At 72.7% G+C, this 26,779-nt stretch carries 22 protein-coding genes; 14 read left to right on the top strand and 8 right to left on the bottom strand.

Going from position 1 to position 26,779, the window contains the following annotated elements; translation table 11 throughout:
* Positions 1-173: 173 nt before the first annotated feature.
* From ACFU95_RS39930 to ACFU95_RS39890, 9 genes are all read left to right on the top strand, one after another.
* Positions 174-2,141: a glycoside hydrolase family 97 catalytic domain-containing protein gene (locus tag ACFU95_RS39930; RefSeq protein ID WP_383839000.1), complete on the top strand. Its 1,968-nt coding sequence runs from the start codon at positions 174-176 to the stop codon at positions 2,139-2,141.
* Positions 2,142-2,198: 57 nt separating this feature from the next.
* The gene (locus ACFU95_RS39925) at positions 2,199-3,158 is read left to right on the top strand and encodes an alpha/beta fold hydrolase (protein WP_383838997.1); all 960 of its coding nucleotides are present in this window, start codon (positions 2,199-2,201) and stop codon (positions 3,156-3,158) included.
* Positions 3,159-3,274: 116 nt separating this feature from the next.
* The gene (locus ACFU95_RS39920) at positions 3,275-4,987 is read left to right on the top strand and encodes an ABC transporter ATP-binding protein (RefSeq protein WP_383838994.1); all 1,713 of its coding nucleotides are present in this window, start codon (positions 3,275-3,277) and stop codon (positions 4,985-4,987) included.
* Positions 4,984-6,774: an ABC transporter ATP-binding protein gene (locus tag ACFU95_RS39915; protein ID WP_383838992.1), complete on the top strand. Its 1,791-nt coding sequence runs from the start codon at positions 4,984-4,986 to the stop codon at positions 6,772-6,774. The genes ACFU95_RS39920 and ACFU95_RS39915 overlap by 4 nt, the downstream gene beginning before the upstream one ends.
* Positions 6,775-6,836: 62 nt before the next feature.
* The gene (locus ACFU95_RS39910) at positions 6,837-7,907 is read left to right on the top strand and encodes an iron-siderophore ABC transporter substrate-binding protein (protein ID WP_383838988.1); all 1,071 of its coding nucleotides are present in this window, start codon (positions 6,837-6,839) and stop codon (positions 7,905-7,907) included.
* Between the two features lie 81 nt (positions 7,908-7,988).
* On the top strand, positions 7,989-9,005 hold the full coding sequence (locus ACFU95_RS39905; RefSeq protein ID WP_383839079.1) for a FecCD family ABC transporter permease: 1,017 nt from the start codon (positions 7,989-7,991) through the stop codon (positions 9,003-9,005).
* Positions 9,006-9,008: 3 nt separating this feature from the next.
* Positions 9,009-10,088 (top strand): FecCD family ABC transporter permease, encoded by a 1,080-nt coding sequence (locus tag ACFU95_RS39900; protein WP_383838985.1) that lies wholly within the window; start codon positions 9,009-9,011, stop codon positions 10,086-10,088.
* A 4-nt stretch (positions 10,089-10,092) separates the two neighbouring features.
* A complete protein-coding gene (locus ACFU95_RS39895) occupies positions 10,093-10,959 on the top strand; it encodes an ABC transporter ATP-binding protein (protein ID WP_383838983.1) in 867 nt (288 codons plus the stop codon).
* 67 nt (positions 10,960-11,026) lie between these two features.
* Positions 11,027-11,569, top strand: coding sequence for a GNAT family N-acetyltransferase (locus ACFU95_RS39890; RefSeq protein ID WP_383838980.1), 543 nt, complete (start codon positions 11,027-11,029; stop codon positions 11,567-11,569).
* Between the two features lie 12 nt (positions 11,570-11,581).
* On the opposite strand, the gene ACFU95_RS39885 is transcribed toward ACFU95_RS39890, so the two are convergent.
* The 3 genes from ACFU95_RS39885 to ACFU95_RS39875 are packed head-to-tail and all read right to left on the bottom strand — an operon-like array spanning position 11,582 to position 15,496.
* Positions 11,582-13,651 (bottom strand): iron ABC transporter permease, encoded by a 2,070-nt coding sequence (locus ACFU95_RS39885; protein WP_383838977.1) that lies wholly within the window; start codon positions 13,649-13,651, stop codon positions 11,582-11,584.
* 4 nt (positions 13,652-13,655) lie between these two features.
* Positions 13,656-14,642 (bottom strand): iron-siderophore ABC transporter substrate-binding protein, encoded by a 987-nt coding sequence (locus ACFU95_RS39880; protein WP_383838974.1) that lies wholly within the window; start codon positions 14,640-14,642, stop codon positions 13,656-13,658.
* On the bottom strand, positions 14,639-15,496 hold the full coding sequence (locus tag ACFU95_RS39875; protein WP_383838971.1) for an ABC transporter ATP-binding protein: 858 nt from the start codon (positions 15,494-15,496) through the stop codon (positions 14,639-14,641). The genes ACFU95_RS39880 and ACFU95_RS39875 overlap by 4 nt, the downstream gene beginning before the upstream one ends.
* 251 nt (positions 15,497-15,747) lie before the next feature.
* On the opposite strand from ACFU95_RS39875, the gene abc-f reads away from it, so the two are divergent.
* A complete protein-coding gene (gene abc-f / locus ACFU95_RS39870) occupies positions 15,748-17,394 on the top strand; it encodes a ribosomal protection-like ABC-F family protein (RefSeq protein ID WP_383838968.1) in 1,647 nt (548 codons plus the stop codon).
* Between the two features lie 163 nt (positions 17,395-17,557).
* A complete protein-coding gene (locus ACFU95_RS39865) occupies positions 17,558-18,673 on the top strand; it encodes a hypothetical protein (RefSeq protein WP_383838965.1) in 1,116 nt (371 codons plus the stop codon).
* Between the two features lie 23 nt (positions 18,674-18,696).
* Here ACFU95_RS39865 and ACFU95_RS39860 read toward each other — a convergent pair whose 3' ends face one another.
* From ACFU95_RS39860 to ACFU95_RS39840, 5 genes are all read right to left on the bottom strand, one after another.
* Positions 18,697-19,533 carry an alpha/beta fold hydrolase gene (locus tag ACFU95_RS39860; RefSeq protein WP_383838962.1) on the bottom strand — a complete coding sequence of 279 codons (837 nt, stop codon included), beginning with the start codon at positions 19,531-19,533 and terminating at the stop codon, positions 18,697-18,699.
* Positions 19,530-20,219: a hypothetical protein gene (locus ACFU95_RS39855; RefSeq protein WP_383838959.1), complete on the bottom strand. Its 690-nt coding sequence runs from the start codon at positions 20,217-20,219 to the stop codon at positions 19,530-19,532. The genes ACFU95_RS39860 and ACFU95_RS39855 overlap by 4 nt, the downstream gene beginning before the upstream one ends.
* Before the next feature lie 32 nt (positions 20,220-20,251).
* Positions 20,252-21,805 (bottom strand): hypothetical protein, encoded by a 1,554-nt coding sequence (locus ACFU95_RS39850; protein WP_383838956.1) that lies wholly within the window; start codon positions 21,803-21,805, stop codon positions 20,252-20,254.
* Positions 21,806-21,830: 25 nt separating this feature from the next.
* Positions 21,831-22,994 (bottom strand): FAD-dependent monooxygenase, encoded by a 1,164-nt coding sequence (locus ACFU95_RS39845; RefSeq protein WP_383838953.1) that lies wholly within the window; start codon positions 22,992-22,994, stop codon positions 21,831-21,833.
* Positions 22,995-23,204: 210 nt separating this feature from the next.
* The gene (locus ACFU95_RS39840; RefSeq protein ID WP_383838950.1) at positions 23,205-23,867 is read right to left on the bottom strand and encodes a hypothetical protein; all 663 of its coding nucleotides are present in this window, start codon (positions 23,865-23,867) and stop codon (positions 23,205-23,207) included.
* 607 nt (positions 23,868-24,474) lie between these two features.
* On the opposite strand from ACFU95_RS39840, the gene ACFU95_RS39835 reads away from it, so the two are divergent.
* From ACFU95_RS39835 to ACFU95_RS39825, 3 genes are read left to right on the top strand one after another with little or no spacing between them, the layout of a single operon-like run.
* Positions 24,475-25,821, top strand: a complete 1,347-nt coding sequence (locus ACFU95_RS39835; RefSeq protein ID WP_383838947.1) for an MFS transporter — start codon at positions 24,475-24,477, stop codon at positions 25,819-25,821.
* A gap of 16 nt (positions 25,822-25,837) precedes the next feature.
* Positions 25,838-26,497, top strand: coding sequence for a response regulator transcription factor (locus tag ACFU95_RS39830; protein ID WP_383838944.1), 660 nt, complete (start codon positions 25,838-25,840; stop codon positions 26,495-26,497).
* A gap of 18 nt (positions 26,498-26,515) precedes the next feature.
* Complete coding sequence (locus ACFU95_RS39825; protein WP_383838941.1) at positions 26,516-26,737, top strand: hypothetical protein; 222 nt, start codon at positions 26,516-26,518, stop codon at positions 26,735-26,737.
* The last annotated feature ends 42 nt before the right edge of the window (positions 26,738-26,779 follow it).

The following is a 26,779-nucleotide window of genomic DNA, read 5'->3' as shown; positions in this document are numbered from 1 at the left end:
CCCCACATCAGGCGATCCCGACGTCCGCACTCCCCGGAGGTCTTGACCCAGCCTCGCGAGGGCGCGTACAACATCCTCCAGCAGAAACCGTTTACTACACCTTTCGCTTCCCGCGTCCTTCGCCCGATCGCGCCGTGCACCGGCGCGGCCCTCAACGGAGAGGCCCCCGCACGATGAGAACTTCAGAGAACCGGGACGAGTCCGCACCGGGCAGAGCCGACGGGCCCGGGCCACTGTCACGGCGGGGGATGCTCAAGGGCACGGCCGTCACCGTCGGGATGGCCGCGGCGGGGATCGGCGCCGCGCAGCCGGCCCACGCGGCGGCGGGCTCGTGCAGCGCGACCGCCCGTATGGGCGGTACGTCCATCACCCTGTCCGTGGTGGACGGCGCACTCCGGTGGCAGGCCAAGCGCGACGGCAGGACGGTGGTCGCCCCCTCGGCCCTGGGGATCAGGCTGAGCGACGGGACCGTCCTCGGCAGCGACGTCACGGTGACGGGAAGCGGGCGCGGAAACGTTCACCGCACGTGGAACCCGGTGTACGGGCGCAACGCGCGGGTCGTCGACCACTACCAGGAGCAGCGCTGGAACCTCACGGACCGGCTCTCGGGGATCCGGTTCGGCGTCCGCGTCCGGGCGTACCGGACCGGCGTGGCCCTGCGCTACGTGCTGCTGGACAAGGGCACGGCGACCATCGCCGACGAACTGACGACTTTCGTCTTCCCGGACGACACCACCGTCTACAGCGCCCGCGACGAGAACGCCTACGAGCGGGTCGCCCCCGACGCGATCCCCGTCACGGGCACCTCCAGCACGGACAACGGTCCGCTGACCGACCTGCCGCTCACCGCCACCCTCGCGAGCGGCCTCATCGCCTGCGTCTGCGAGTCGGCGCGGGTGAACTTCCCCCGTCTGATGCTCAGTTCGGTCCCCGGACAGCCCAACGCCCTGTCGGCGTTCCTCATGGAGCACACCGCCCGCGGCACCGGCCCCGTCGAGCCGGCCACGACCGTCAGCACGCCGTTCGCCACGCCCTGGCGCGCCGTCGTCGTCGGCTCCACCCACGCCGAACTCGTCGACAACGCCGAGCTGGTGCTCAACCTGGCCCCCGAGAGCGTCCTCGACGACACCTCCTGGATCAAGCCGGGCAAGGTCTTCCGCTGTGAACTCAGCACAGCCGCCGGCCTTTCGGGCGTCGACTTCGCCGTGGCCCGCGGGCTCCAGTACATCGAGTACGACGCCGGCTGGTACGGCCCCGAGTTCTCCACCGTCGACGCGACGAAGCCCATCGCCGCCATCGACCTGCCGTCGGTCATCTCGTACGCCACGAGCCAGGGCGTCGGCGTCTTCCTCTACGTCAACCGGCTCGCCCTGACCGACGCGGACGCGCTGTTCGGCCTCTACAAGAGCTGGGGCGTCGAGGGGATCAAGCTCGGCTTCATCAACGACGGCACGAAGTCGATGACCGACCAGATCATCGAGTGGGCCGCCACGGCCGCCCAGTACGAGCTGCTGATCGACATGCACGACGACGTCCGCCCGTTCGGCTTCGAGCGGACGTATCCGAACTACATCAGCCTGGAAGGCGTCCGGGGCAACGAGCAGTTCCCGACGGCCACGCACAACGTGACGCTGCCCTTCGCCCGCAACATCGGCGGCCCGATGGACTACACGATCTGCTACGGCCAGTCCCGCGACAAGACGACCAACGCCCACCAGATGGCCATGGCCGCGGTGTACTACCAGCCCCTCAACTTCCTCTTCTGGTACGACAAGCCGTCCAAGTACAACAATCCCGCCAACTGGCCCGGACTGCCGTGGTTCGACGCCGTCCCGACGACCTGGGACGAGAGCCGGACCCTGGCCGGATCGATCGGCGAGTACGTGGCCGTCGCCCGGCGCGACGGCTCCACCTGGTACCTGGGGACGATGACCAACGAGACGTCCCGGACCGTGTCGCTCCCGCTGTCCTTCCTGGGCAGCGGAACGTACACGGCGACGATCTACTCCGACGGCACACCGGGCACCAACCCGTACCAGACGCCGGTCGTCGTCAGCACCCGCACCGTCACCTCGGCGACCACCCTGGAAGTCGCCATGGCTCCGGCCGGCGGCCAGGCGGTCGTCCTCAGGCCGAGCTGACGGTCGGCCCCGTACCTGCTACGCCGCTCGAAGATCACGGCACGTACGCTCGATTCCATGGTTGAGCATCGGACAGTTGACGTGAACGGCATTCGGCTGCACATCGCCGAGCAGGGCAGCGGCCCCCTGGTGGTGCTTCTGCACGGCTTCCCCGAGTCATGGCACTCCTGGCACCACCAGTTCGGCCCGCTGGCCGACGCGGGCTTCCGGGTGGTCGCACCCGACCAGCGCGGATACGGTCGCAGTGACCATCCCGAGGACGTCGACGCGTACACCATCCTCCACCTGGTCGGCGACGTCGTCGGACTGATCCGGGCCCTGGGTGAGGAGAAGGCGTATGTCGTCGGGCACGACTGGGGCGCGCCGGTCGCCTGGCACACCGCACTGCTCCGGCCGGACATGGTGCTCGGCGTGGCAGGTCTGAGCGTGCCGCCCCCGTTCCGGGGGACAGAGCCTCCGTTGGCCGCCATGGAGGAGCGGTTCGGCGGCCGGTTCTACTGGAACTACTTCAACCGCCCCGGCGTCGCCGACGCCGAGTTCGCGATGGACACCCGCACCACCTTGCGGAAGTTCTTCTACTCGGCGTCCGGCGACGCTCCCGGCACCGCCGAGGGCAAGCAGCCGCTGGTCGACCCCGAGCGCGGCTGGCTGGCGGACATGCCGGACCCCGAAGTACTGCCGGAGTGGCTCACCGAGGAGGATCTCGACGCGCTCACCGACAGCTTCTCCCAGGGGTTCACCGGAGCCCTCAACTGGTACCGCAACCTCGACCGCAACTGGGAACTGACCGCCGCGTGGCACGGTGCCGTCGTCACCCCGCCCGCCCTCTACGTCTACGGCGACCGTGACCTGGTTCCGGCGTTCCCCGGCACCCCCGAGCTCATCGCTCAACTCCCCGACCTCATGCCCAGCCTCCGGCGCAAGCCCCTCGAGCTGGCGGGCTGTGGGCACTGGACCCAGCAGGAACGTCCGGCCGAGGTGAACGCGGCGCTCATCGAATTCCTCAAGGGCTGTTGACGATCCCCGTGTCACGGGGCCTCAAAGGACTGTTCGGACGGAGGAGTTATGGTTAGCCTTACCTAAATTTGTGCGCACGGTGTCCGTGTGCTGTGAATCCCGCTCCGGAGGGATGCGTGAGCAAGGCAGACCTGCCGGGACGGACCGTCCTGTGGCGCGCGGTGCGCGCACAGCGCCGCGACGTCGCACTCGGTGCGCTACTGGGCATGGGCCATCAGACGGGCGAGGCACTCGTCCCCGTACTCATCGGCGTCGCCATCGATCGCGGGGTCGTGGCCGGTGACGTCACCGGCCTGCTGCTGTGGCTCGGTGTCCTGGCCGTGGTCTATGTCGGGCTGTCGTTCAGTTTCCGCTTCGGCGCACGAGCCGGTGAGCGTGCCTCCGTCACGGCCGCGCACCGGCTCAGGACCGAACTGATCGGCCGGGTCCTCGCCCCCGAAGGCGGCGCGCACGAAGGCCGGTTGCCCGGCGAGCTGGCGACCGTCGCCACCGAGGACGCCCGACGGGTCGGTGCCGTCACGATGGCCCTCGTCGTCGGCGTCGCGGCCGCGACCGGCCTGGCCGTCGGCGCCGTCGTGCTGTTGCGGGTTTCCCTCCCGCTCGGGCTGCTCGTCCTGCTGGGCACTCCCCTGCTGCTGTGGCTGGTGCACCTGCTGAGCAAGCCGCTGGAGCGGCGCAGCGAGACCGAGCAGGAGCGTGCGGCACGCGCCTCGGGCGTCGCGGCGGACCTGGTGGCCGGGCTGCGCGTCCTCAAGGGCATCGGCGCCGAGCAGGCCGCCGTGGCCCGCTACCGGCGGGTCAGCGGGGACTCGTTGACCGCCACCCTGCGTGCGGCGCGCGCCGAGGCGTGGCAGAGCGGGGTCGTGACCATGCTCACCGGCGCCTTCCTGGCCCTGGTCGTGCTGGTCGGCGGACGGCTCGCCGCACGCGGCGACATCGGCCTCGGCGAGCTGGTCACCTCCGTCGCCCTCGCCCTGTTCCTCATCGGCCCCCTCTCCGAGTTCTCCTGGGTCAACGCCGAGCTGGCCCAGGGACGGGCCTCCGCCGCCCGGATCGCCGACGTCCTCGGTGCCGGGCACGCCGTATCGCCCGGACCGCCGGCGTCCGAGGGTGCCGTGCTCCGCACGGTCGAAGGCAGGCTGCGGTTGCGCGGTCTCTCCTACGGGCCCCTGCGCGAGGTCGATCTCGACATCGCGCCCGGCGAGACGGTCGGCGTCGTCGCCGCCGACCCGGCCGACGCGTCGGCGCTGCTGCGCTGTCTCGGCCGGCGCGCCGACCCCGAGGCCGGGGCCGTCGAACTGGACGGGACGGAACTGACCGCGCTGGGCCTGGCGGAGCTGCGGACCGCACTCCTGGTCGCCGAGCACGACGCGGACCTCTTCGAGGGCACGCTGCTCGACAACGTCACCGCGGCGGCCCACACCCGAACCGGCGCGCCGGTCATCGCCGCCGTCGCCGCGTCGGGCACCGACGAGGTCGTACGCACCCTGCCCGACGGCCTCGACACGGCGGTCACCGCACGCGGACACTCCCTGTCCGGCGGACAACGGCAACGGGTCGCCCTGGCCCGGGCGCTGGCCGCCGACGCACCGGTCCTCGTCCTGCACGAACCCGCCACGGCCGTCGACGCCGTCACGGAGGCCCGGATCGCCGCCGGGATCAGGGACGTACGCGCGGGCCGCACCACCCTGCTGGTGACGAGCAGCCCCGCCCTCCTCGCCGTGACCGACCGGGTCGTCCTGCTCGACGGGGGCGAGGTCGCCGCGAGCGGCGGCCACGAGCAGCTGGTCCACGACTGCGCGGCCTACCGTACGGCGGTGCTGGCATGACCGGGCCCCAGGGCGAGGCGCCCGCCGACGGCGCTCATCTCCTCCCCGTCGCGTCCCCCGCACGTACCCGCGCCGCCGTCGCCGAACTGCTGCGCCCGCAACGCCGCTTGGTCGTGATCGCGTTCGCGGTGATGGTCGGCGCCACGGCCGTCGGCCTGCTCGTGCAGCCGCTGCTGGGCCGGATCGTCGACCTGGCCGCCGACCGCGCGTCCGTCGACGCCATCACCACCACGGCGGCGCTGCTGGTGGCCGTCGCCGTGGCGCAGGGCGTCACCGCCGGGTTCGGTCTGTCGCTGATCTCCCGGCTGGGCGAGACGACGCTGGCCCGGTTGCGCGAGCGGTTCGTCGAGCGGGCGCTGGGGCTGCCGCTGGAACGGGTCGAGAAGGCCGGCGCCGGTGATCTGACCGCCCGGGTCACCGCCGACGTGTCCCTGATCGCCGAGGCGGTCCGAGGCGCCCTGCCGGAGCTGGCCCGTTCGCTGCTGACCATCGTCCTCACGCTGGGCGCCATGGCCCTGCTCGACTGGCGGTTCCTGCTGGCCGCGCTGCTGGCGGTGCCGGTGCAGGCGGCCACCGCGCGCTGGTACGTCGGCCGGGCCGTGCCGCTCTACGCCGAGCAGCGCGCGGCCGGCAGCGCCCAGCAGCAGCAACTGCTGGACACCATCGCGGGCAGCTCCACGGTGCGCTCGTTCCGGCTGGAGCGGGAGCACGTCGAGCGGGTCACCCGGCGGTCCCGGTCGGTGGTGGCGCTGCGGATGCGCGGCGTGCGGCTGGTCCTGGGCTTCTACAGCCGTCTGCACATCGCCGAGTACATCGGGCTGGCCGCCGTCCTGGTCACCGGCTACTGGCTGGTGCGCCAGGGCTCGGCGTCCATCGGTACGGCGACCGCGGCGGCCCTGTACTTCCACAGTCTGTTCGCGCCGGTCAACGCCGCCCTCGTCCTCCTCGACGACGCCCAGTCGGCCACGGCGGGCCTGGCCCGTCTGGTCGGCGTCACCGACCAGCCGCCGCCACCGGGACCGGCCCGCCAGGTCGGGACCGGCAGGGCCGAGGTCACCGTGCGCGGGCTGAGCCACGCGTACCGGCCGGGCCATCCCGTCCTGCACGACATCGACCTGACGGTCCGTCAAGGAGAGCGCGTGGCACTCGTCGGCGCGAGCGGGGCCGGCAAGACCACGCTGGCCAGACTCGTCGCCGGTATCCAGCCGCCCACCTCCGGCACCGTCCTGGTCGGTGGTGTGCCGCCGACCGAACTCGACCCGGCCGCCGCCCGGCGCACGGTCGCGCTGATCACCCAGGAGACCCATGTCTTCGCGGGCCCGCTCGCCGACGACCTCCGCCTCGCCGCCCCCGGCGCCACCGACGACGAACTGCGGGCCGCGCTCGACCACGTCGACGCCCTGGCCTGGGCCGAGACGCTGCCGGACGGCCTCGACACGGTCGTCGGTGACGGCGGCCACCGGCTCAGCGGCGAACGGACCCAGGCCCTGGCACTGGCCCGGTTGATCCTCGCCGATCCGCCGCTGGTGATCCTCGACGAGGCCACCGCGGAGGCGGGCAGCGCCGGAGCGCGCGCCCTGGAGAAGGCGGTCACCCGTGCCGTGGACGGCCGTACCGCGCTGATCGTCGCCCACCGCCTCAGCCAGGCGGCGACCGCCGACCGCATCGTCGTCATGAACTCCGGGCGCATCGTCGAGACGGGCACACACGACGAACTGCGCGTCGCCAAAGGGCCGTACGCGGCCCTCTGGGCGGCGTGGTCGGACACCCGCGACACCGGCACGTGACTCTCCCTCTCCCCTCCCCCGCATCGTCCGGCTCCACAGGAATCCGAACCGAAGGACCACCGATGTTCCGCTCCCGCCGAGCACCACGTCCGGCCGCCGCGCTCGCCTCCGCCCTCCTGCTCCTCACCGCCGCCACGGCCTGCGGCGGTGACGGCGCGAACGCGGGCACCTCGGGCGCCGGGGCGGAGGCGACCGCCTCCGGGGGGTCCGCCTTCCCGGTCACGATCGCCCACAAGTACGGCAGTACGACGATCAGGTCCGAGCCGAAGCGGATCGTCACCGTCGGCCTCACCGACCAGGACGCGGTCCTCGCGCTCGGCCAGGTCCCGGTCGGCACCACCGAGTGGCTGGGCGGCTACCAGGGTGCCGTCGGCCCCTGGGCCGAGGACAAGCTGGGCGGAGCCGAGGCACCGACCGTGCTGACGGACACCGGAACCGGCCCGCAGGTGGAGAAGATCGCCGCGCTCCGGCCGGACCTGATCCTCGCGCTGTACGGCGGGCTCACCAAGGACCAGTACGCGTCACTGTCCAAGTTCGCGCCGGTCGTCGCCCAGCCGAAGGAGTACAACGACTACGGCATCCCGTGGCAGGAGTTGACCGAGAAGGTCGGCCGGGCCCTCGGCAAGCCGGCGGAAGCCACGAAGGTCGTCGAGGACACGGAGGGCAGGATCAAGGCCGCGGCCGAGGCGCACCCCGACTTCAAGGGAGCGAGCGCGGTGATGGCCACCCCGTACGAGGGCATGTTCGTCTTCGGCAGCCAGGACCCGCGCTCACGGCTCCTGACCGAGCTCGGCTTCTCCCTGCCCGAGGACCTGGACCGGGCCATCGGGGACCGCTTCGGCGCCAACATCAGCAAGGAGCGCACCGATCTGCTGGACCAGGACGCCGCCGTGTGGATCGTCGCCGACGTGGCCGAGGATGCCGACAAGCTGCACAAGGACGCCTCGTACAAGGACCTGGGGGTCGTCGGGGAGGGCCGCGAGGTCTTCGTCGACGAGTCGAGCGACTACGGCAACGCCACCTCCTTCATCTCCGCGCTCAGCCTGCCGTACGTGCTCGACCGGCTGGTCCCGCAGCTGACCGCGGCCGTCGACGGCAAGACGGACACGAAGGTGGAGCAGCCCGCTCCCTGATGACAGACAAGGGACTCGGACCGGACCTGAACAAGGCACGGCGACAAGGAAGTTGATGTGGAGACCAAGGCGGTCGGGGCGGTGAGGCGCGCTCGCGCGGTACTCCTGGTCGCGTTCTGCGGGACGGCGCTCCTCACGCTGTGCGCCCTGTCGATGGCGTTCGGCGCGCTCGGCGTTCCCCTCGACCAGGTCTGGCACACCCTGCTCGGGGACGCGCCCGACTCCCGTATCGACAACGTGATCTGGTCCGTACGGCTGCCGCGCACCGCCCTCGGCCTCGCCACCGGGGCCGCGCTGGGCCTGTCGGGGGCTCTGATGCAGGCGCTGACCCGCAACCCGCTCGCGGACCCGGGCATCCTGGGCGTCAGCGCGGGCGCGGCCTTCGCGGTCGTCGCCTCGGTCGGTGTGCTCGGCGTCGGCTCCGTGTACGGCTACATCTGGTTCGCGTTCGCGGGGGCGCTGGCCGCGAGTGTCCTGGTCTACTTCCTGGGCGGGCTCGGGCGGTCGGGTACGACGCCGGTCAAACTGGCCCTGGCCGGTGTGGCCGTGACCTCCCTGCTGTTCTCCCTGACCAGCGCGGTCGCCCTGACCGACCCCGACGCCCTCAATCGCTACCGCTTCTGGTCCGCGGGCTCGTTGGCCGGTCAGAACGAGGAAGTGGTGCGGCGGGTGCTGCCGTTCCTCGCCGTCGGTGCCCTCCTCGCGCTGGCCTGCGCTCCCGCCCTCAACAGCCTCGCGCTCGGCGACGACATCGCCAGGTCCCTCGGCCTCAGGCTCGGGCTGGTCCGCGTCCAGGGCGTGGCGGCCGTGACCCTGCTCACCGGCGGGGCCGTCGCCGTCATCGGGCCGGTCGTCTTCGTCGGGCTGGTCGTGCCGCACATCGCCCGCGTCCTGGCCCAGTGGGCCGGAATCGGCCCGGACCACCGCCTGCTGCTGCCCCTGTCGGCCGTACTGGCCCCTTGTCTGCTGCTGGCCGCCGACATCGCGGGGCGCCTGATCGCCCGGCCGACGGAGATCCAGGCCGGCATCCTGGTCGCCTTCCTCGGCGGCCCGTTCTTCATCGCGCTGGTCCGCCGGCGCCGACTCGCGGAGCTGTGAGCCATGCCGGACGCCCTCTCGCGCGGCGGTGAGCCCATGACCGCCGGCCGGGTCGCCTTCAGGATCGCCGTGCCGCCCGTTTCCGGGGTCCTGCGGCCCCGGCTGGTGGCCGTGTGCCTGGTGCTCGCCGCCCTCGCCTTCCTGGCGTTCTGTGTGGAGACGTCCGTGGGGGACCTCCCGCTCCCCCTCACCGACGTGCTGCGCGCCGTGGCCGGCGCGGGCGATCCCGGCACCGAGCTCATCGTCCGCGAACTGCGCCTGCCGCGTTCCCTGGCCGGGCTGCTCGTCGGCATCGCGTTCGGCGTCTCCGGCGCCCTGCTCCAGGCCATGACGCACAATCCGCTGGCCAGCCCCGACATGATGGGCATCACCCAGGGCGCCGGGACCGCCGTGGTCGCCGGCCTCGTTCTCGGCTGGGACGCGGGCCTGGGCACCCAGGCGCTCGGACTGCTCGGCGCGCTGACCGCGGCCCTGCTCGTGTACGTCCTGGCCTGGAAGCGCGGCACCTCCGGCTACCGGATCGTCCTGGTCGGTGTGGGCGTCGCCTGGATCTGCACCAGCGTCACCGACTACCTCATGGCCCGCGGCCAGCGCTTCCAGGCCCAGGCGGCGCTGGGCTGGCTGGTCGGCAACCTCAACGGCCGTACCTGGCAGCAGATCGGTCCGCTCGCCATCGCCCTCGCCGTGCTGCTGCCGGTGGCTCTGCTGCTGGGGCGGCTGATGCGGACCCTGGAGTTGGGGGACGACGTCGCCCGGGGCCTGGGCACGCGCGTGCGGACCGTGCGGGTGGCCGTGCTGCTCGTCTCCGTCGGGCTGGTGGCGTTCGGGACGGCCACCGCCGGGCCGGTCGCGTTCGTGGCGCTCGCCGCCCCGCAGGTCGCCCAGCGTCTGGCGGGCACCTCGTTCCCGCCACCGGTGGCCGCCGGGCTGACCGGCGCCGTGATGGTGCTCGTATCCGATCTGGCCGCGCGCGAACTCGTCCCGGACACCGAACTTCCGGTGGGGATCGTCACGGGGGTGCTCGGCGCTCCCGTCCTGCTGTGGCTGCTCGTGCGCGCGAACCGCGCCGGTTCAGGAGGCTGAAGAGGTGTCATCGAAGTACGGGACGACGTACGCGGGGTCCGGCGACGGTCCCGACCTGCGCGCCGAGGGCCTGCGCCTGGCGTACGACGAGCGGGTCGTCGTCGAGGACCTCGACCTGGCGGTGCCGTCCGGCCGGATCACGGTGATCGTCGGCGCGAACGCCTGCGGCAAGTCGACGTTGCTACGGGCGCTGGCCCGGCTGCTGCGTCCCGAGGGCGGGAGCGTCCACCTCGACGGACGGTCCATCCACTCCGTCCCCACCCGGGCCCTCGCGCAGCGGCTCGGCATCCTGCCGCAGGCGCCGGTCGCACCCGAGGGGCTGACCGTCATCGACCTGGTGGGGCGCGGCCGTTCACCGCACCAGACGTGGTGGCGGCAGTGGTCTTCCGCCGACGAGCAGGCTGTGCGGGACGCACTGCGGGCGACCTCCATGGACGACCTCGCCGACCGGGCCGTCGACGAACTCTCCGGCGGTCAGCGGCAGCGCGCCTGGATCGCCATGGCGGTCGCGCAGGGTACGCCGGTGATGCTGCTGGACGAGCCGACGACATACCTCGACCTGGCCCATCAGATCGACGTCCTCGACCTGATCACCGATCTGAACCGGCAGCAGGGCCGGACCGTCGTGATGGTGCTGCACGACCTCAACCAGGCCTGCCGGTACGCCGATCACATCGTCGCCATGAAGGCGGGCCGCGTCGTGGGCGAGGGCACACCGTCCGAGGTGGTGACCGCCGCGATGGTGCGGGAGGTCTTCGGGTTGCGGTGCGTGGTGGGCGAGGACCCGGTGAGCGGGACGCCGATGGTGGTGCCGATGAGCCGGCACCACGGCGGGGTCACGGACTCCGCCGACGTCGTGCCGGGGGTCTGACGGGGACCGTCTTCGGACGGGTGTGTGAGGATCCCCGGGTGAATGATCTACGGGGGAAGGTTCTGCGGTGAAGGATCTGCGGGTGAAGGATCTGCGGGTTCGCCCGGCTGCTGAGGCCGATCTGGCTGCTCTCGTGCGCCTGCGCGACGACGCGGCACGCTGGATGCTGGCTCGCGGCATCACGGGGCAGTGGCGGCCGGGGGAACTGGACGAGGACCACTTCGGCCGGGTCATGACGCACGGCGAGGTCTGGCTCGCGGAGACCGGTGGGGACATCGCCGGCGCCTGGGAGCTGTGGTGGCAGGACGAGGCCGCCTGGGGTCCGCAGCCGCCTGTGGCCGGGTACGTCCACCGGCTCATGGTGGACCGGAGCGTCGCGGCGCCGGGCACGGGGCGGCTGCTGCTGGGCGCCGTGGAACGCCGCGTGGCGGCGGCGGGGCGGGTCTGTGTACGCCTGGACTGCCTGGCCGGGAACGAACCGCTCAACGCCTACTACCGGCAGGCCGGTTACCGCGTCGTCGGCCGCAAGGAGGGCAAGCCGCAGCCGGGCGGGGCGCCGAAGTCCTTCACGCTGCTGGAGAAGGATCTTCGGCAGCCGAGGGAGGGCTGAGGCGCCGGGGAGCTACCGGCGGCTGCGTACCAGCAGATGGAGGAAGTACGGCGTTCCGATCACCGCGGTCATCAGCCCGGCGCCGAGTTGGGCGGGTGCGATCACGGTGCGGCCCAACAGGTCCGCGGTGCAGACGAGTACGGCGCCGAGGACTACGGAGACCGGGATCACCCGGGCGTGCTGACGGCCCACGAGCGCCCGGGCCGCGTGCGGGGCGACAAGGCCCACGAAGCCGATCGTGCCCGCGGCGGCGACGGCGGTGGCGCTGAGCAGAACGCTCAGGACGAGGAAGCCGAGGCGTCCACGGGCGAGGCTGAGCCCGAGCAGCCGCGGGGTGTCCTCGTCGAGCGACAGGAGGTCGAGTTCCGCGCGTCGCAGGACCGCGACGGCGACGCCGACCGCGAGGACGAGTGCCGGCGGTGCCGTGTCGGACAGGGCCCGCCCGTAGGTGGAGCCGGAGAGCCAGGTGAGGGCCTTCGCCGCGTTGAACGGGTCGGTGAGGACGATCATCAGGCTGACGAGGGCCGTGGTGCCGGTGGCCACGCCCATGCCGACGAGGACCAGCCGGTTCTGCTGGAAGCCGCCCCGTGCGGCGAGCCCGAAGACGATGAGGGAGCTCACCGCCGCGCCCGCGAACGCCGCGCCCGCCACGCTCCACGATCCGGCCAGGGGCGCGGTCGTCACCAGGAGCACGGCGCCGAGCGCGGCTCCCCCGGAGACGCCCAGGACACCGGGCTCCGCGAGCGGGTTGCGGGTCACCGCCTGGACGAGGGTGCCGGCCAGGGCCAGTGCGGCCCCCGCGAGGAGCGCCGCGAGAACCCGGGGCACCCGGGTGTCGAGGACGAACCCGACGGTCCGACCCGCCCTGCCCTGCGCCCAGTTCATGACGTCGCCAAGGAGCAGCTTGCTGTCGCCGAGCAGTACGGCGGCGATCGTGACACCGACGAGCACCGCCACCAGGACGGCCGTGGTGGTCACGAAGACGGCCCGGCTTCGGATGCGGAGCCGGTCGGGGGCGGCCGCCCCGGCCGTGTCCTTGAGCCGCGTGGCCATCACGATCAGGAACACGGCGCCGACCAGGCTGGTGACGACGCCCGTCGGCACGGCGACCGTCAGGTCCGTCGGTACGAGGGTCCGCAGGAGCACGTCCGAGCCGAGGACCAGGGCCGCACCGGTCAGGCCCGCGACCGGGAGGCTCACCCCGGAGCGGGCGAACCCGCGGAACCTGCGGGCGAGGGGTCGGACCAGGGCGGGCGCGCACAGGCCGACGAAGCCGATCGGTCCTGCGAGGGTGACGGCCGCCGCGGAGAGCAGTGCGGCCAGGACGACCGCCGTGACCCGGGTGGCGCGTACGGGGACGCCGAGCCCGCGGGCGGCGTCGTCGCCGAGGGCCAGGGCGTCCACGCGTCGGGCGACCAGCAGCAGGCCGAGGAGGCCGGCGGCGCCCAGGGGTGCGATCTGGAGTACGCCGTCGAAGCCGTTCTGGGCGATGCTGCCCTGGTTCCACCGGTAGAGGCCCTGGGTCTCCTGGGGGAAGAGCAGCAGGAGGCCCTCGGTCACGGCGGTGAGGCCGAGGGCGAGGGCGCTGCCGGCCAGGACGAGCCGGACGGTGCCCGTGCCCAGGCCGGACAGGCCGAGCACGACGGCCGCCGCCGCGAGGCCCCCGGCGAACGCGACGCCGGAGGAGGCCAGGAACGGCAGCGAGGCACCGGTGACGGCGACCAGGCCGAGGGCCAGATAGGAGCCCGCGTTCACGGCGAGGGTGTCGGGCGCGGCGAGCACGTTGCGGCTGACCGCCTGGAGGGCGCTGCCGGCGATCCCGAGCAGGGCGCCGACGAGGAGTCCTGCGGTCGTTCTCGGCAGCCGGGAGGCGATGACGACGGAGGCGTCGGCCGGTTCGGCCCGGCCGGTGAGCGCCTTGAACACCTCGTCGGCGCCGACGGCGGCCGTGCCCTGCGTGATGTCGACGACCGCGAGGGCCGTGACGAGCAGGACGAGGGCGGCCGTCACCGCGGCCGCGCCGGTCCGGGACGTGGCCGCGGGCGGACGGGTGGGGGCGGGAGTGGTCGCGGTGACGGCCATGGTGTTACTTCGTCAGCTCCTTGACGAGGGCGTCGATGTACGCCCCCATCGACTCCTGGCCGCCGAACATCCAGATGCCGTCGGGCAGTCGGTGGACGTTGCCCTTCTTCACGAACGGCAGCGACGTCCACACCTTGTCCTTGGCCAGCGCGTCGGTCCAGGGGGTGCTGCTCTTGTCCTCGTCGTTGCCGATGTACGCGAACCGAACGTCGTCGCCGAGCTTGGTGAGGCCCTCGACGTCGGTGGTGCCTAGCCCGTAGTCCTTGTCGCCCTTGACCGTCCAGGCGTTCTTCAGGCCGAGCCGCTCGTTGACCGCGCCGATGAGGGAACCGCTGGTGAACGGCCGGATGGAGACCTGGTTGGAGATGTCGTAGCCGTCGGCGAAGGCGAGTTCCGCGCCGGCGAGCCCGGCGTCCGCGAGGGCCTTCCTGCCCTCGGTGGCCTTCGCGTCGAACGCGTCCTTGAGCTCCTGCGCCCGCTCGCCGGTGCCGGTGGCCTCGGCGATGAGGTCGAGGTTCTTCGTCATCTGTCCGATCGGGTCGGCGGCGTCGGCGGACCGCACCTCCAGGACCGGGGCGACCTCGCGGAGCTGCTTCACGGCGGCCGGCGGCAGGTCGGTGCTGGCGACGATGAGGTCCGGCGCCAGGGCGGCGATGGTGTCCATGCTGGGCTCGCCGCGGGTGCCGATGTCCTTCGGCTCGTTCTTCAGCGGGACCGCCTGGTCCCAGGTCTTGTAGCCCTTGACGTCGGCGACGCCGACCGGGTCCACGCCCAGCGATATCAGGAGCTCGACCTCGTGCCACTCGGTTCCGACGACCTTCTTGGCCGGCCCGTCGAGTTCGACCTTCTTGCCGGAGGCGTCGGTGAGGGTGAGGGCCTCGCCGGCCTTCTTGGCGCCGTCGCCGTCGGCGGCGGGCTCGGTCGTACCGCAGGCGGTCAGGGCGAGCGCCGCGGCGGTGGCGGCCGCCGCGGTCATCATCAGGCGTCTCATGAGGGTGTGGTGAGCCTTTCGCTTCGCGAGTGGTGTCGGCCGATCGCGCGGGTGCGCGGCCGGCCCGTCAGGGGGTCGGTGCCGACCTCGATGCGGATGCCGTAGACGTCGGTCAGCCGTTCGGCCGTCAGTACGTCGTCGGGGAGGCCGTCGGCGACGATCCGTCCCTCGTGGAGGAGCACGATCCGGTCGGCGAGGGCCGCGGCCTGGTCGAGGTCGTGCAGGACGGCGCCCACGGCGATCCCGTGGTCGTCCGCCAAGTCGCGTATCAGGTCGAGGAGTTCGATCTGGTAGCGCAGGTCGAGGTAGGTCGTCGGCTCGTCGAGGAGCAGCACACCGGTCTCCTGAGCGAGACAGCCGGCGAGCCACACGCGCTGGAGCTGTCCGCCGGAGAGGTGTTCGGCGCCCCGCTCGGCGAGTTCGGCGACGCCCGTCATGGCGAGCGCGCGCTCCACGGCGGCCGGGCCGTCCGGGTCCGCCCGGCCCCAGCGGCCCCGGTACGGGTAGCGGCCGAACTCGACGACGTCCCGCACGGTCAGCCCGCTGGGCGTGGGGCGTCCCTGCGTCAGCAGGGCCACGCGGCGCGAGAACTCACGCGGGGTCAGCGCCAGAGCGTCGGTGTCGTCGATGACGAGCGTGGCGGTCCTGGGCCGCTGCAACCGTGCGATGGTACGCAGCAGCGTCGACTTCCCGCTGCCGTTCGGCCCCACCAGCACGGTCACCGCACCCGGCCGCAGCGTCACCGACGCGTCGTGTACGACGTCAACGCCCTCGTATGCCACGGTGACGCCCGTGGCGGACAGCTCATGACCGCGGGGACTCACCGCCGCGGAGGTCTCTTCACCTGCTTGCACGAGCCAAAGGTTAGCCTAACCTAAGTGGAAGTTGTGAAGGGTCGGAGTGGCGGAACACAAGCCGCAGATCGGCCAAACGCGCCGGGGTCATCCTCGGCCGCGCTCAAGAATCACGGCAAACGACTGGAGACGAGACGACTCGTCTTGCTATGGTGGGCGTATGGCCTTCTTCTACTTTCTCTGAGTCCGGGCACGGCCGACGCCGCCGTTTCTGCTACCCGTAGACACCTCACATCTCCAGGGAAAGTCCCATGCGCGAACGCGCCCGCACCGCCGCGCCCCCTGTCGTGGCGCAACTGTCCGTCAAAGACGTCACCAAGTCCTACGGCACCCGGATCGTCCTCGACCAGGTCTCCTTCACCGTCCGCCCGGGCGAGAAGGCCGCCGTCATCGGCGAGAACGGCTCCGGCAAGTCCACCCTGCTGCGACTGCTGGCCGCGGCCGAGGCGCCGGACGCCGGGGAGATCACCGTCAGCTTCCCCGGTGGCACCGGCCACCTCGCCCAGACCCTCGACCTCGACCCGGACTGCACCGTGCGGGACGCGATCGACCTCGCCCTGACCGAACTGCGCGCCATGGAACGCCGGCTACGGACGGCGGAGGAACGGCTCGGCGAGGCGTCGCAGGACGAACTCGCCGCGTACGGCGAGCTGTTGATCGCATACGAGGAGCGCGGCGGATACCAGGCGGACGCCCGCGTCGACGCCGCCATGCACGGTCTCGGCCTCACCCAAGTCACCCGTGACCGCGTGCTCGGCTCGCTCTCCGGCGGCGAGCAGTCACGGCTGGCCCTCGCCTGCGTGCTGGCCGCCGCCCCCGAACTGCTGCTGCTCGACGAGCCGACGAACCACCTCGACGCGACGGCGGTGCGCTGGCTGGAGGAGCAACTGCGCGCGCACCGCGGCACCGTCGTCGCGGTCACCCACGACCGCGGCTTTCTGGAGAACATCGCCACGACGATCCTCGAAGTGGACAGAAACGCGCGCGCGGTCCACCGGTACGGCGACGGCTGGGCCGGTTACCGCACCGCGAAGGCCGCCGCCCGGCGCCGCGCCGAGCAGGAGTACGCGGACTGGCTGGAGGAGGTGGCCCGTACCGAGGAACTGGTCGAGGCCGCCGGGAAGCGGCTCGCCGGCACCGGCAAGGACCCCCGCCAGGGCTTCGGCAAGCACCGTCGCGCGCACGAGGCGAAGCTCGGCGGGCAGGTACGGGCGGCCCGGGAGCGGCTGGCCGGCCTGCGGCGCCATCCGGTGCCGGCGCCACCGGAACCGCTACGGTTCGCGGCCACGCCGCCGGCCGCTGCCAACGGGCACGACACCGAGCACCCGCTCGCCGAACTCGACGGCGTAGCGGTCGGCGAGCGACTGCGTCTGGACGGACGGCTGGCGATCGCGGCCGGGCAGCGGCTGCTGGTCACGGGCGAGAACGGGGCGGGCAAGACGACGCTGCTGCGGGTTCTGGCGGGCGACCTGGTACCCGACGCGGGCGCGGTACGCCGCCCCGCCCTGATCGGATACCTGGCACAGGAGCTGCCCGCCCGCTCCACGCGGCTCCCGCTGCTCGCCGCCTTCGCGGCCGGCCGTCCCGGGCTGCCGGAGGAGTACGCCGAACAGCTCCTGGCACTGGGCCTGTTCCGGGAGGAGGACCTGCACGTCCCGGTCGCGGCGCTGTCCGCGGGACAGCAGCGCCGGCTTCAGATCGCGACCCTGGTGACCCTGCCCGCGGACCTTCTCGTGCTCGACGAGCCGACGAACCACATCGCGCTCGACCTCGTCGAGGACCTGGAGACGGCGCTCGCGGCCTACCCGGGAGCGGTGGTCGCGGTCTCCCACGACCGCGGCTTCCGCGAGCGGTTCCCCGGAGAGCGGCTCGAACTGCGCGGTGGCCGCAGACACTGACGCGGCCGGGGCACCAACTCCCCCTGCGGCGGCGCCGCTTGCTTTGTCACGCACGTATCTAGACCTCCGCGGTTCGCTGGTTCACGGTGGTTCCTCCTCTGTGCGCCACCGCCCATCCGCCCTATCCATCGGGAGGGATTCAGCAGTGAGACGAAGGCGATTCGTGGCAGGGACGATCGGCACGCTCTCGGGGCTCGCGCTCGGCCCGGCTCCGGCACGGGCCGAGGCGCCCAGACCCCTCGCGCAGGGCTGGCAGGCCGTGCCGGCCCCCGGCAGCACTCCGGCCGCGCAGCTGCGCCGTATCGGTGCCGCCGGACCTCGGCTGGCGTGGGCCGTGGGCGAGGAGGGCCGCGCCGGGTCGTCGCCGGGCCGGGGGCTGGCCATGCTGTGGAACGGCAGCGCCTGGACGAAGACCGACCTGTCGCATCTGAGTCACACCCGGTTGACGGACGTCGCCGGAACCTGCGCCACCGCCGCGTGGAGTGTCGGCCAGCCCGCGGGGACCGGCAGCGCGCTGCTACGCTGGGACGGAACCACCTGGCGCGAGGCCACGTTCCCGGGCGCGGGCGAGCAGGACGTCCGACTGAACGCGGTGGCGGTGGGCTCCGACCGGCAAGTGTGGATCTGCGGCAGCCGGGGCGGCGCCGCCGGTCTGCTGTACGGCGACGGGGGCGGGGAGGTGTGGCGCTGGCTGGACCCGCTCCCCGTCGCGAGCGCGAATCCGTACCGGGTCGTGGTGCGCTCGCCCGGCGAGGTCTGGGTCGGCGGTGACCAGTCGAACGGCGGCGGATGGTCCGGTCTGGTGGCCCGCTGGGACGGCGCGTGGACGGTCCTGCCCCCGATCGCGGGCCTGCGTCTGGGCATCGCCGATCTCCACGCCGCCGGGCCGGACGACGTATGGGCGGTGGGCACCGAGGCGGGCATCGGCGGCCCTCCCGGCCGCCCCGGCAACCCCGTCCTGAGCCACTGGGACGGCACGGCCTGGACGCGGGTGGAAGCGGGCTTCACCGTCGGGTCGTTGAGCGGCATCGCGGGCGACGCACAGGGCAGGGCCGCATGGATCTCCGGCTGGAACTACCGGGACCAGACCCGCGGTACGTACCTGCGTCGCGACGGCGACACCTGGACCGTCGTTCGCGGTCCGGCCGACGCGGCACCGGCGCCGTACCTCAACGACGTGACATCCGTGCCCGGCACCGCGGGGTTCTGGTCGGTGGGCATGACGAGTCCCACTCCGGCTCCTCCGACCGAGGCGTACACGGAACGCCTCGAAGCCTGAGCGCGGATCGGCAACCCGCCTGGTCAGTGCTGCCGTTGGAGGAAATCGAGGAGAACGGCCGTCAGTTCCGCGGGGGCGTCCTCCTGGACGAGGTGGCCCGCGTGGGCGATCGGCTCCAACCGGGCCTGCGGGATCAGGGCGGCGAGCTCCCGTCCCTTCTCCGGGGGAATCCAGGTGTCGTTCCGGCCCCAGCAGATCAGCGTGGGGACGGCGATCTCGGCGTACCGGCCCTGGACCTCGTCGGTGTAGCGCTGGTCGGCCTGGGCGATCTGCCGGTAGAAGGCCGCCTGGCCGGGGTCGCCGAGCCAGGGCTCGACGAGCCGGTCGAGGACCGCGGGGTGCAGGCCCGGACTGCTGGCGGAGGTGACGTATTCACGGACGAGGGCTTGGTGCAGCGGGGGCGGCAGCTGCTCGAAGACCTCGGCGTTCTCGCGGACGAGCCGGAAGAACGGGGACCCCCACGGTGCCAGCGCCACCGGGTCGACCAGAGCGAGGGCCCGGTAGCGGGCGCCGTGCAGCAGATGCGCCCGCAGCGCGACGGCGCCGCCGAAGTCGTGGGCGACCACGAGCGGTTCGTCCAGCCCCCAGTGGCTCAGCAGCTCGGCGAAGATCCGGCCCTGGGCGGCCAGGGACACGTCCTGGTCCGCGGACTTCTCCGACAGCCCGTAGCCGGGCATGTCCCAGACGAACACCTGACGGTCACGTGCGAGCGAACGGGCGACGGCGCGCCAGACGAAGGAGGAGAACGGCGTGCCGTGCAGCAGGACGACGGGCCGCAGACCGGCCCCGGATCCCAGCCGGTCCCAGCGCACGTCACCGGATGTGCTGGAGAACGTCCTGGTCAGCTGCCATTCGGTCATGGATGCCGTTCCCTTCGCATGAGCCGGAACAACGCGGTCACCCGTTCGGCGAGAGCGTCCTCCGTCGTCGTGGTGTCGACCTTGAGTACGGGCAGTCGGAGACGCTCGGTTTCCGCCCGAAGGCGTCTCGTGAACATCTGATCGCGTTCGGCAAGGTTACGGGCGGCCGCCGCGGGGTCGCTGGTGTTGCGGACGAACCCCTTGCCCGGTACGGCGCGACCGCGGAAGGCGGCCTGGCGGAAGTCGGGTGTGGGCAGGAGCCAGACGGCGTGTTCGGGGGCGGCGAGCAGCGGCTGTACGAGGTGCGGCAGCAGCCGGAAGCCCTCGACGATGACGCACGGCTCCGGCGGCAGGCGCAGGAGGTCCTCGACGATCAGGCCGAAGCCCTCGCCCCGGAACCAGTGGAACGTCTCCAGCATGAGCTCCGGCGACCGGTTCACCCATCGCTCGTCCATGTCCATGGCCATGAACTCGTGCAGGAAGGGGGCCTCCTGGCGCGTGGTGCGTCGGGCGTGGTCGCCCATCACGTCGTCGGTCGCGTAGAGACGGCACCCGTGGCGGTCCGCGAGCCTCCGGGCGATCGTCGACTTGCCCGCGCCGCTCCCGCCGCCGATCCAGTAGACGTGCCGCAACCGTGCGCGAAGGTCCGTGTCGTGCGGCAGTTCCTCGTCTCGTCCGGGCCACATCCCTCTCCCCTCGGCCGCGTGGCGCGGCGGTGTCAGTCCGTCCGCTCCGTCGACACCTTGGCACACAGGTAGGGACGCGCGAGCGACAGGCCGGTACCGGTCAGGGCGATGCCGAAGTAGACCGGCGCGAGGTGGACGAAGTCCGTGTAGTGGATCACGCCGTGCACCACCACTGCCGGGAGGAAGCCCGCGGCCGCCGCGACGGCCAGCGTCCAGAACACCCAGCTCTCACCCCGCCGCCAGCCCCAGGCACTGAGCAGGGTGATCGCCGCCGCGGCGGACATCAGCGCGCCGCCGAACCCGGCGCGGTCGTGGGCGACGAAGGGCACGAGCCGGGGGTTCACGGCTTCGAGCGTCGGTGCGTCGACGCCCAGGAAGGTCAGGTCGGTGGGTACGAAGACACCGGTCAGGCCGACGACCGAGATCACCGCCCCGCCGACGAACAGCCCCGCTCCGGTGACGATCAGCAGCAGTTGGCCGACCAGTGCCCGCCGCCGCTCCGCCTCCGGCCCCTCGGTTACCGGACGCCACCGCGCTGTGTGCGGGGTCCGGCGGACCGCGGCCAGGAACATCGGGAACAGCACGATTGCGGTGGCCGTGTGCAGGGGTTCCACGAAGCCGGTGGCCAGGAAGTAGAACAGGGTGGGGAAGCCGATCGCCCCGGAGACCAGGTATACCTCGCGCGCCCAGGGCCAGCCGCGTCTGACGCCGCCCACGGCGAGGCCGGTGTAGAGGGCGCCGATCGCCACCATGGTGCCGGCCATGGTGATCCGGTCGTGCTGGAGGAAGTGCACGAGGTGGTGGTTGGCGGCGTGCAGTTCGTGCAGGGTCATGCCGAGGTAGTCGCGGTCGTACCAGAGCAGTACCGGCCCGAGTGTGATCAGGGCGGCGCCGAGTCCGGCGCCCGTCATGCCGAGCCCGACGAGCAGCGCCCACCACCAGGCGGGCCAGCGGCGGGGATCGCGGCCGAGGTCCCGCGGGCCCGGAGCGGGATCTGTGGGTGTGGCGGCCTCGGTGACCCGTGCGAACCAGCCGGGTCCGGCGGCGACCAGCACGTCGGGCCTGGCGAGTACGACGGTGTCCGGCTGCTCGATCGCGGCCGCCGCGGCGGTGACCGAGGGGTCGGACACGCGGACCACGTGCGGGTCGTCGCCGCTGGTGAACCCGTCGACATGGGGCCTGAGCGCGTCCTCGGCCTCCGCGTCGCAGGCGCGGACGACCACGGGGATCGAACGTCCGGCTGCGGCGTCCCGCACGGTCTCCACGTCAGCGGCCGAGACAGGCGACACCTCGACGACGCCGGCCCCTAGCGGGGGCATGGCGCGGACCGTGTCGCGGGCGAGCGTGGGCGGGACGGTGATGCCCAGGCGGACGGTCACGGGCACGCCGGGCCCTCGGCCGGTGGCCAGGTCACCGGCGAGCCGCCGCGGCGGATGGCGGTGGCCGAAGCCCCGGGCGATCAGCCGTGCGCCGGCGGGCCGGGACCCGATCGAGGCCAGGAGCCGCAGTGCGGTGCGCTGCGACCGGCGCTCGCCGAGGACGGCGGCGGCCGCGCCGCGCAGCGGGTGGTACGTCCAGTCCGGCATCAGTGGTTCTCGCTCCGTGTGGTGGTCACCGGGTCACCTCGGCCGCGGGCGGGGTCCAGCCGAGGACCGGCGCCATGGACCGCAGGGTCGCCCGCGTCGGCGTCAGCCGGGCCGCCGTGTCGCGCAGCAGCACCGCGGGCGGCCACGACAGCTGCCCGATCGTGCCGAGCCGGGCGGAGCGACGGGCGACGGCCCGGGTCCTCGGGCGGCGCAGCAGGTCGTACGAGTGGAGCGCGGCGGTGACGTCCGGGGTGCCGTCGAGGCAGTGGGCGAGGGTGACCGCGTCCTCCAGCGCCTGGCACGCGCCCTGGCCCAGATTGGGGGTCATCGCATGGGCCGCGTCACCCAGCAGCGCGACGCGGCCGCGGGCGAAGGAGGGCAGCGGCGGCAGGTCGTACAGGTCGTGTCGGAGCACCGCGTCCGCGGGGACGGCGGCCAGCAGGGCGGGGACGGGATCCGGCCAGGCCCCGAAGCGGCGCAGCAGTTCGGCGTACTCGCTCGACCCGGAGGCCGTTCCCGCCGGCAGGGACGCGGTCGCGAAGCAGTACATCCGCCCGCCCGGCAACGCCGTGTAGCCGAACCTCTCGCCGCGGCCCCAGGTCGCGGCGCCTTCGGCGGGCGGGGCGGCGAGCGGCTCGGTGACCATGCGCCAGGCGGTGTAACCGGCGTACCGGGGGCCCGCCGCGGTGGGCCACAGGGCACGGCGGACCACGCTGCGCAGGCCGTCGGCGCCGATCACGAGGTCGGCCCGGGACTCGCCCCCACGGTGTTCGACGACGACAGAGCGGCCGTCGTCGTGGACAGCGGAGACCTCGCTGCCGGGCAGGAGGCTGTCGGCGGGCAGCGCCTCGGTGAGCGCCCGCAACAGGTCCGCGCGGTGCAGGACCACCAGGGGGTGGCCGAACCGGCGCGTCAGTTCCGCGTTGTCCGTGCGGGACAGCCAGCGGCCCCGCCGGTCGCGTACCCCGCCGGCGGCCTCGGCGGCGCCGAGTGCCAGGACGGGGTCGGCCAGGCCGAGCGCCTCCAGGGCGTGGAGCGCGTTCGGCCACAGGGAGATGCCGGCACCGATCTCGGTGAATTCCGGGGCGCGTTCCAGCACCTCGACGCGCCAGCCCCGGCGGTGCAGGGCGACGGCCGCCGCGAGGCCGCCGATCCCGCCGCCGACGATGGTCGCGGCACGCTGCGGCATGGGTCCTCGCTCTGGGCTCTGGGCGCCGCCCCGGTCGGGCGGCCGTCGGTTCCGGGTGCCCGAGCGGCCTGCGAGGCGACGCAGGCCTGCTGAGCAGCGCTTATAGCAGCATGTCGGCAGATACCTGTCAACGTGCCGGAGAGGGAGGGCCGAGCCCGCGCGGGGTCCTTGGGGACCACACGCTCCGGACCCGGCGCTCCGCCCGCCGTGTCAGAGCTCGGCGGTCCGGCGTTCACGCCACCAGGAAGCCGCCCAGGCGAGCAGCGCACCGCCTGCCGCGTAGGCGCCGAGCACCCAGAGGGCCGACGTGGTGGCGTTGCCCGAGAAGTACACGGTGTTGCGGACGAGGGTGGTGCCCGCGCCCGGGGGCAGGGCCTGGCCGATCGCGCTCCAGAAGGACGGGAGCAGCGGCGCCGGGTACACGCCGCCGGAGCTGGGGTTGCCCAGCACGACGAAGAGGAGGACGACGACTCCGGTGCCCAGCAGGCCCAGCAGGGTCTGCAGGGCGAGCGCGGTCGCCGCCGAGGCGAGGACGACGAGGGTGCCGATACCGGTCAGGGACCAGAAATGGCCGCCGAGCGCGTCGAACACCGGGCCCACGATCACCGCTCCGGCGAGGCCCGACACGAGCGCGTACGGCACGAGGACGGCGAGCCGGATGAGGGTGCGGTGCCGGTTGGCGGGCCTGGAACCGGCGGCCATGCCCATGATCGTCGCGGTGAGGTAGCCGCCGATCACCCAGCCCAGCACGAGGTAGACAGACGTCATGCCGCGCCCGTCGCCGGAGTGGGGTGCGCGGATGTCGGTGACGGTGATCTGGCGTTTCTGTGCGGCCTCGATCTTCTGGGCGATCTGCGTGGCGGTCTGCGACACCGACGGTCCGCCGGCCGAGGCGACCAGCAGGGTGTCCTTGGTGCCGGTCGCGTCGAAGAGGAAGGCGGCGTCGGCCTTCCTCGTGAGGACCCGTTCGCGGGCGGCGCCGCTGCTGGAGACGGCCGTGGCCTCGACCGGGTTGCCGTCGAGGGCGTTGAGCTGGTCGACGATCTTCGCGGACGCCTGCTGCGGGCGGCCACCGCGACCGGGATGCGGTGCGGCGTGGGCGAGTGGAAGGCACCGACGTAGGAGACGACGAAGGCGAGCTGGACGAGCAGTCCGCCGAGCACGAGCCCGAACGCCCGGAGCGTCACGGCGTCCTTGAACTCGGCGACGAAACCAGGGGACTTGGCGGCGGGGGCGACGGGTGCGTCGGCGGCGGAGTCCGTGGGGGATATGCCCGAAGGCGGGCTGGACTGGGAGTTCACGGGGGTGATCGTCGCACGGGTGGGTGAGTGCCCCTCTTACCGGGGATGTCGCCGCTCCCCCACGCCGGCCTCCAGCACCTCAGCCCTAAGGGACTGTTAGGGATTCGCTCACCCTGTTGAACGGGCCTCTCGCGCCGTCGACCCTGTGTGCTTCCGGACCGCAGACAAGGGAGTTTTCGATGGCCACACAGACCACGCCCGCGAGCGCGCAGGAGTCGCGCCGCGGTGAGCGCCGGGTCGTCAGCAACATCGTGCGCGGATCGATCGGCAATCTCATCGAGTGGTACGACTGGTACGCGTACACCGCGTTCAGCGTGTACTTCGCCGCCGCGTTCTTTCCGTCCGGCGACCAGACCGCACAGCTGCTGAACACCGCCGCGGTGTTCGCCGTCGGCTTCCTGATGCGCCCGATCGGCGGCTGGGTCCTCGGCCGCTACGCCGACCGCCATGGCCGGCGCTCGGCGCTGACGCTGTCGGTGACGCTCATGGCGGCCGGTTCGCTGATCGTCGCGCTGACCCCGTCGTACGGCTCGATCGGGGTCGCCGCGCCGGTGCTGCTGGTGGCCGCGCGGCTGCTGCAGGGCCTGTCGGTCGGTGGTGAGTACTCGACGTCGGCCACCTACATGTCGGAGGTGGCCTCGCCCGGCCGGCGCGGTTACTACTCCAGCTTCCAGTACGTCACGCTCATCGCCGGCCAGCTGACCGCGCTCGGCCTGCAGATCGTCCTCCAGCAGGTGCTCAGCGCCGCGCAGATGGAGGCGTGGGGCTGGCGAGTCGCGTTCGTCGTCGGTGCGGCGGGGGCGATCGTCGTGCTGTGGCTGCGGCGCGGCATGGACGAGTCGGAGAGCTTCGAGCGTGCGGCGGCCGAGGGAGACGACGGCAAGAGCGGTGGCCCGGCGCGCGGCAGTCTGCGGATGCTGCTGTCGTACCCCCGGCAGTGCCTGGTCGTGGTCGGGCTGACCATGGGCGGCACGCTGTTCTTCTACACGTACACCACGTATCTGCAGAAGTTCATGGTCAACACCAGCGGTATCGCCAAGCCGACGGCGGCCTGGATCAACTTCTTCGCGCTGCTGGTGTTCGTGCTGCTCCAGCCGGTCATGGGGCTGCTGTCCGACCGGGTGGGGCGCCGTCCGATGCTGATCGCGTTCGGCGTGCTGGGCGCCGTGGTCGTGGTGCCCTCGCTCACGCTGCTGTCGCACACCAGCGATCCCGTGTACGCGTTCCTGCTCATGGTCGGGCCGCTGGCGGTCAGCTCCCTGTACACCTCGATCAGCGCGGTGGTGAAGGCGGAGCTGTTCCCGACCTCGATCCGGGCGCTGGGCGTCGGCCTGCCCTATGCCCTGACCGTGGCCGTGTTCGGCGGGACGGCCGAGTACGTGGCGCTCTGGTTCAAGAACGCCGGTCACGAGAGCTGGTACTTCTACTACGTCACCGCCTGCGTCCTGATTTCGCTGCTCGTCTACATTCGGATGCGCGAGACGTCCGACGGATCGCCGCTGGAGACCGAGAACCGCGATCACTGAAGGAAGGGAGGCGACCGTGCGCGTGCTGCTGGCCGAGGATGACGACGGGGTGGCCGACGCCCTCACCGAGGCCCTGTACGAGCACGGTCATCTGCCCACCCGCGTACGGCGCGGCGAGGAGGTCCTGGTCCGCCACCGGCAGGCCGACCTGCTCCTGCTCGACCTCGGGCTGCCCGATCTCGACGGCCTGGAGGTGCTGCGCAAGCTGCGGGCGGTGAGCGGTCTTCCGGTGGTGGTGCTCACCGCGCGGGGCGACGAGCGGTCGGTGGTGCGGGGGCTGCGGCTGGGCGCCGACGACTATCTCGTCAAGCCGGTACGGCTGGCCGAGCTGCTGGCCCGGATCGAGGCCGTCACCCGCCGCGCCGCGACGGTCGCCGCCCCGGCGCCGCGTACGGTGCGCGCCGAGGACGTCGAGGTCGACCTCGACGCGCGCCGGGTGACGGTCGGTGGTGCCGAGGTGCGGCTGACCGCCAAGGAGTTCGCGGTCCTCGCCGCGCTGGCGGCCAGGGCCGGTACGGCGGTCAGCCGCCAGCAGCTGATGGACGAGGTGTGGGGCGACGCCTACCTGGCGGTGTCCCGCTCGCTCGACGTCCATCTCACCCAGCTGCGGGCCAAGATCGGCCGTCCCGAGGTGCTGACCACGATCCGCGGCTTCGGCTACCGGTTCGGCGGCTGAGCAGGCGAGGGCCCTCTCATGCGTACTCGGGTGTTGACCGTCGTCCTGGCCTTCGCCGTGCTCGCGGTGGCCGGTTTCGCCGTCCCGCTGCTGGTCGTCACCGCCACCCAGCGCACCGAACAGCTCGTCGCGGCCCGCACCGCCGACCTGGACCGCTTCGCGGGGCTGGCCGCGCAGGCCGCCGAGAGCGGCGACACCGGCGCGCTGACCGCCGAGGTCACCCGGTACGCCGCGTTGTAAGGCGAGGCGGTAGTGGTCGCCGACGCCCGCCGCACCCCGATG

The organism is Streptomyces sp. NPDC057623, assembly GCF_042800355.1.
GTDB lineage: Bacteria > Actinomycetota > Actinomycetes > Streptomycetales > Streptomycetaceae > Streptomyces.
This window is presented reverse-complemented; position numbering and strand designations above follow the sequence as displayed.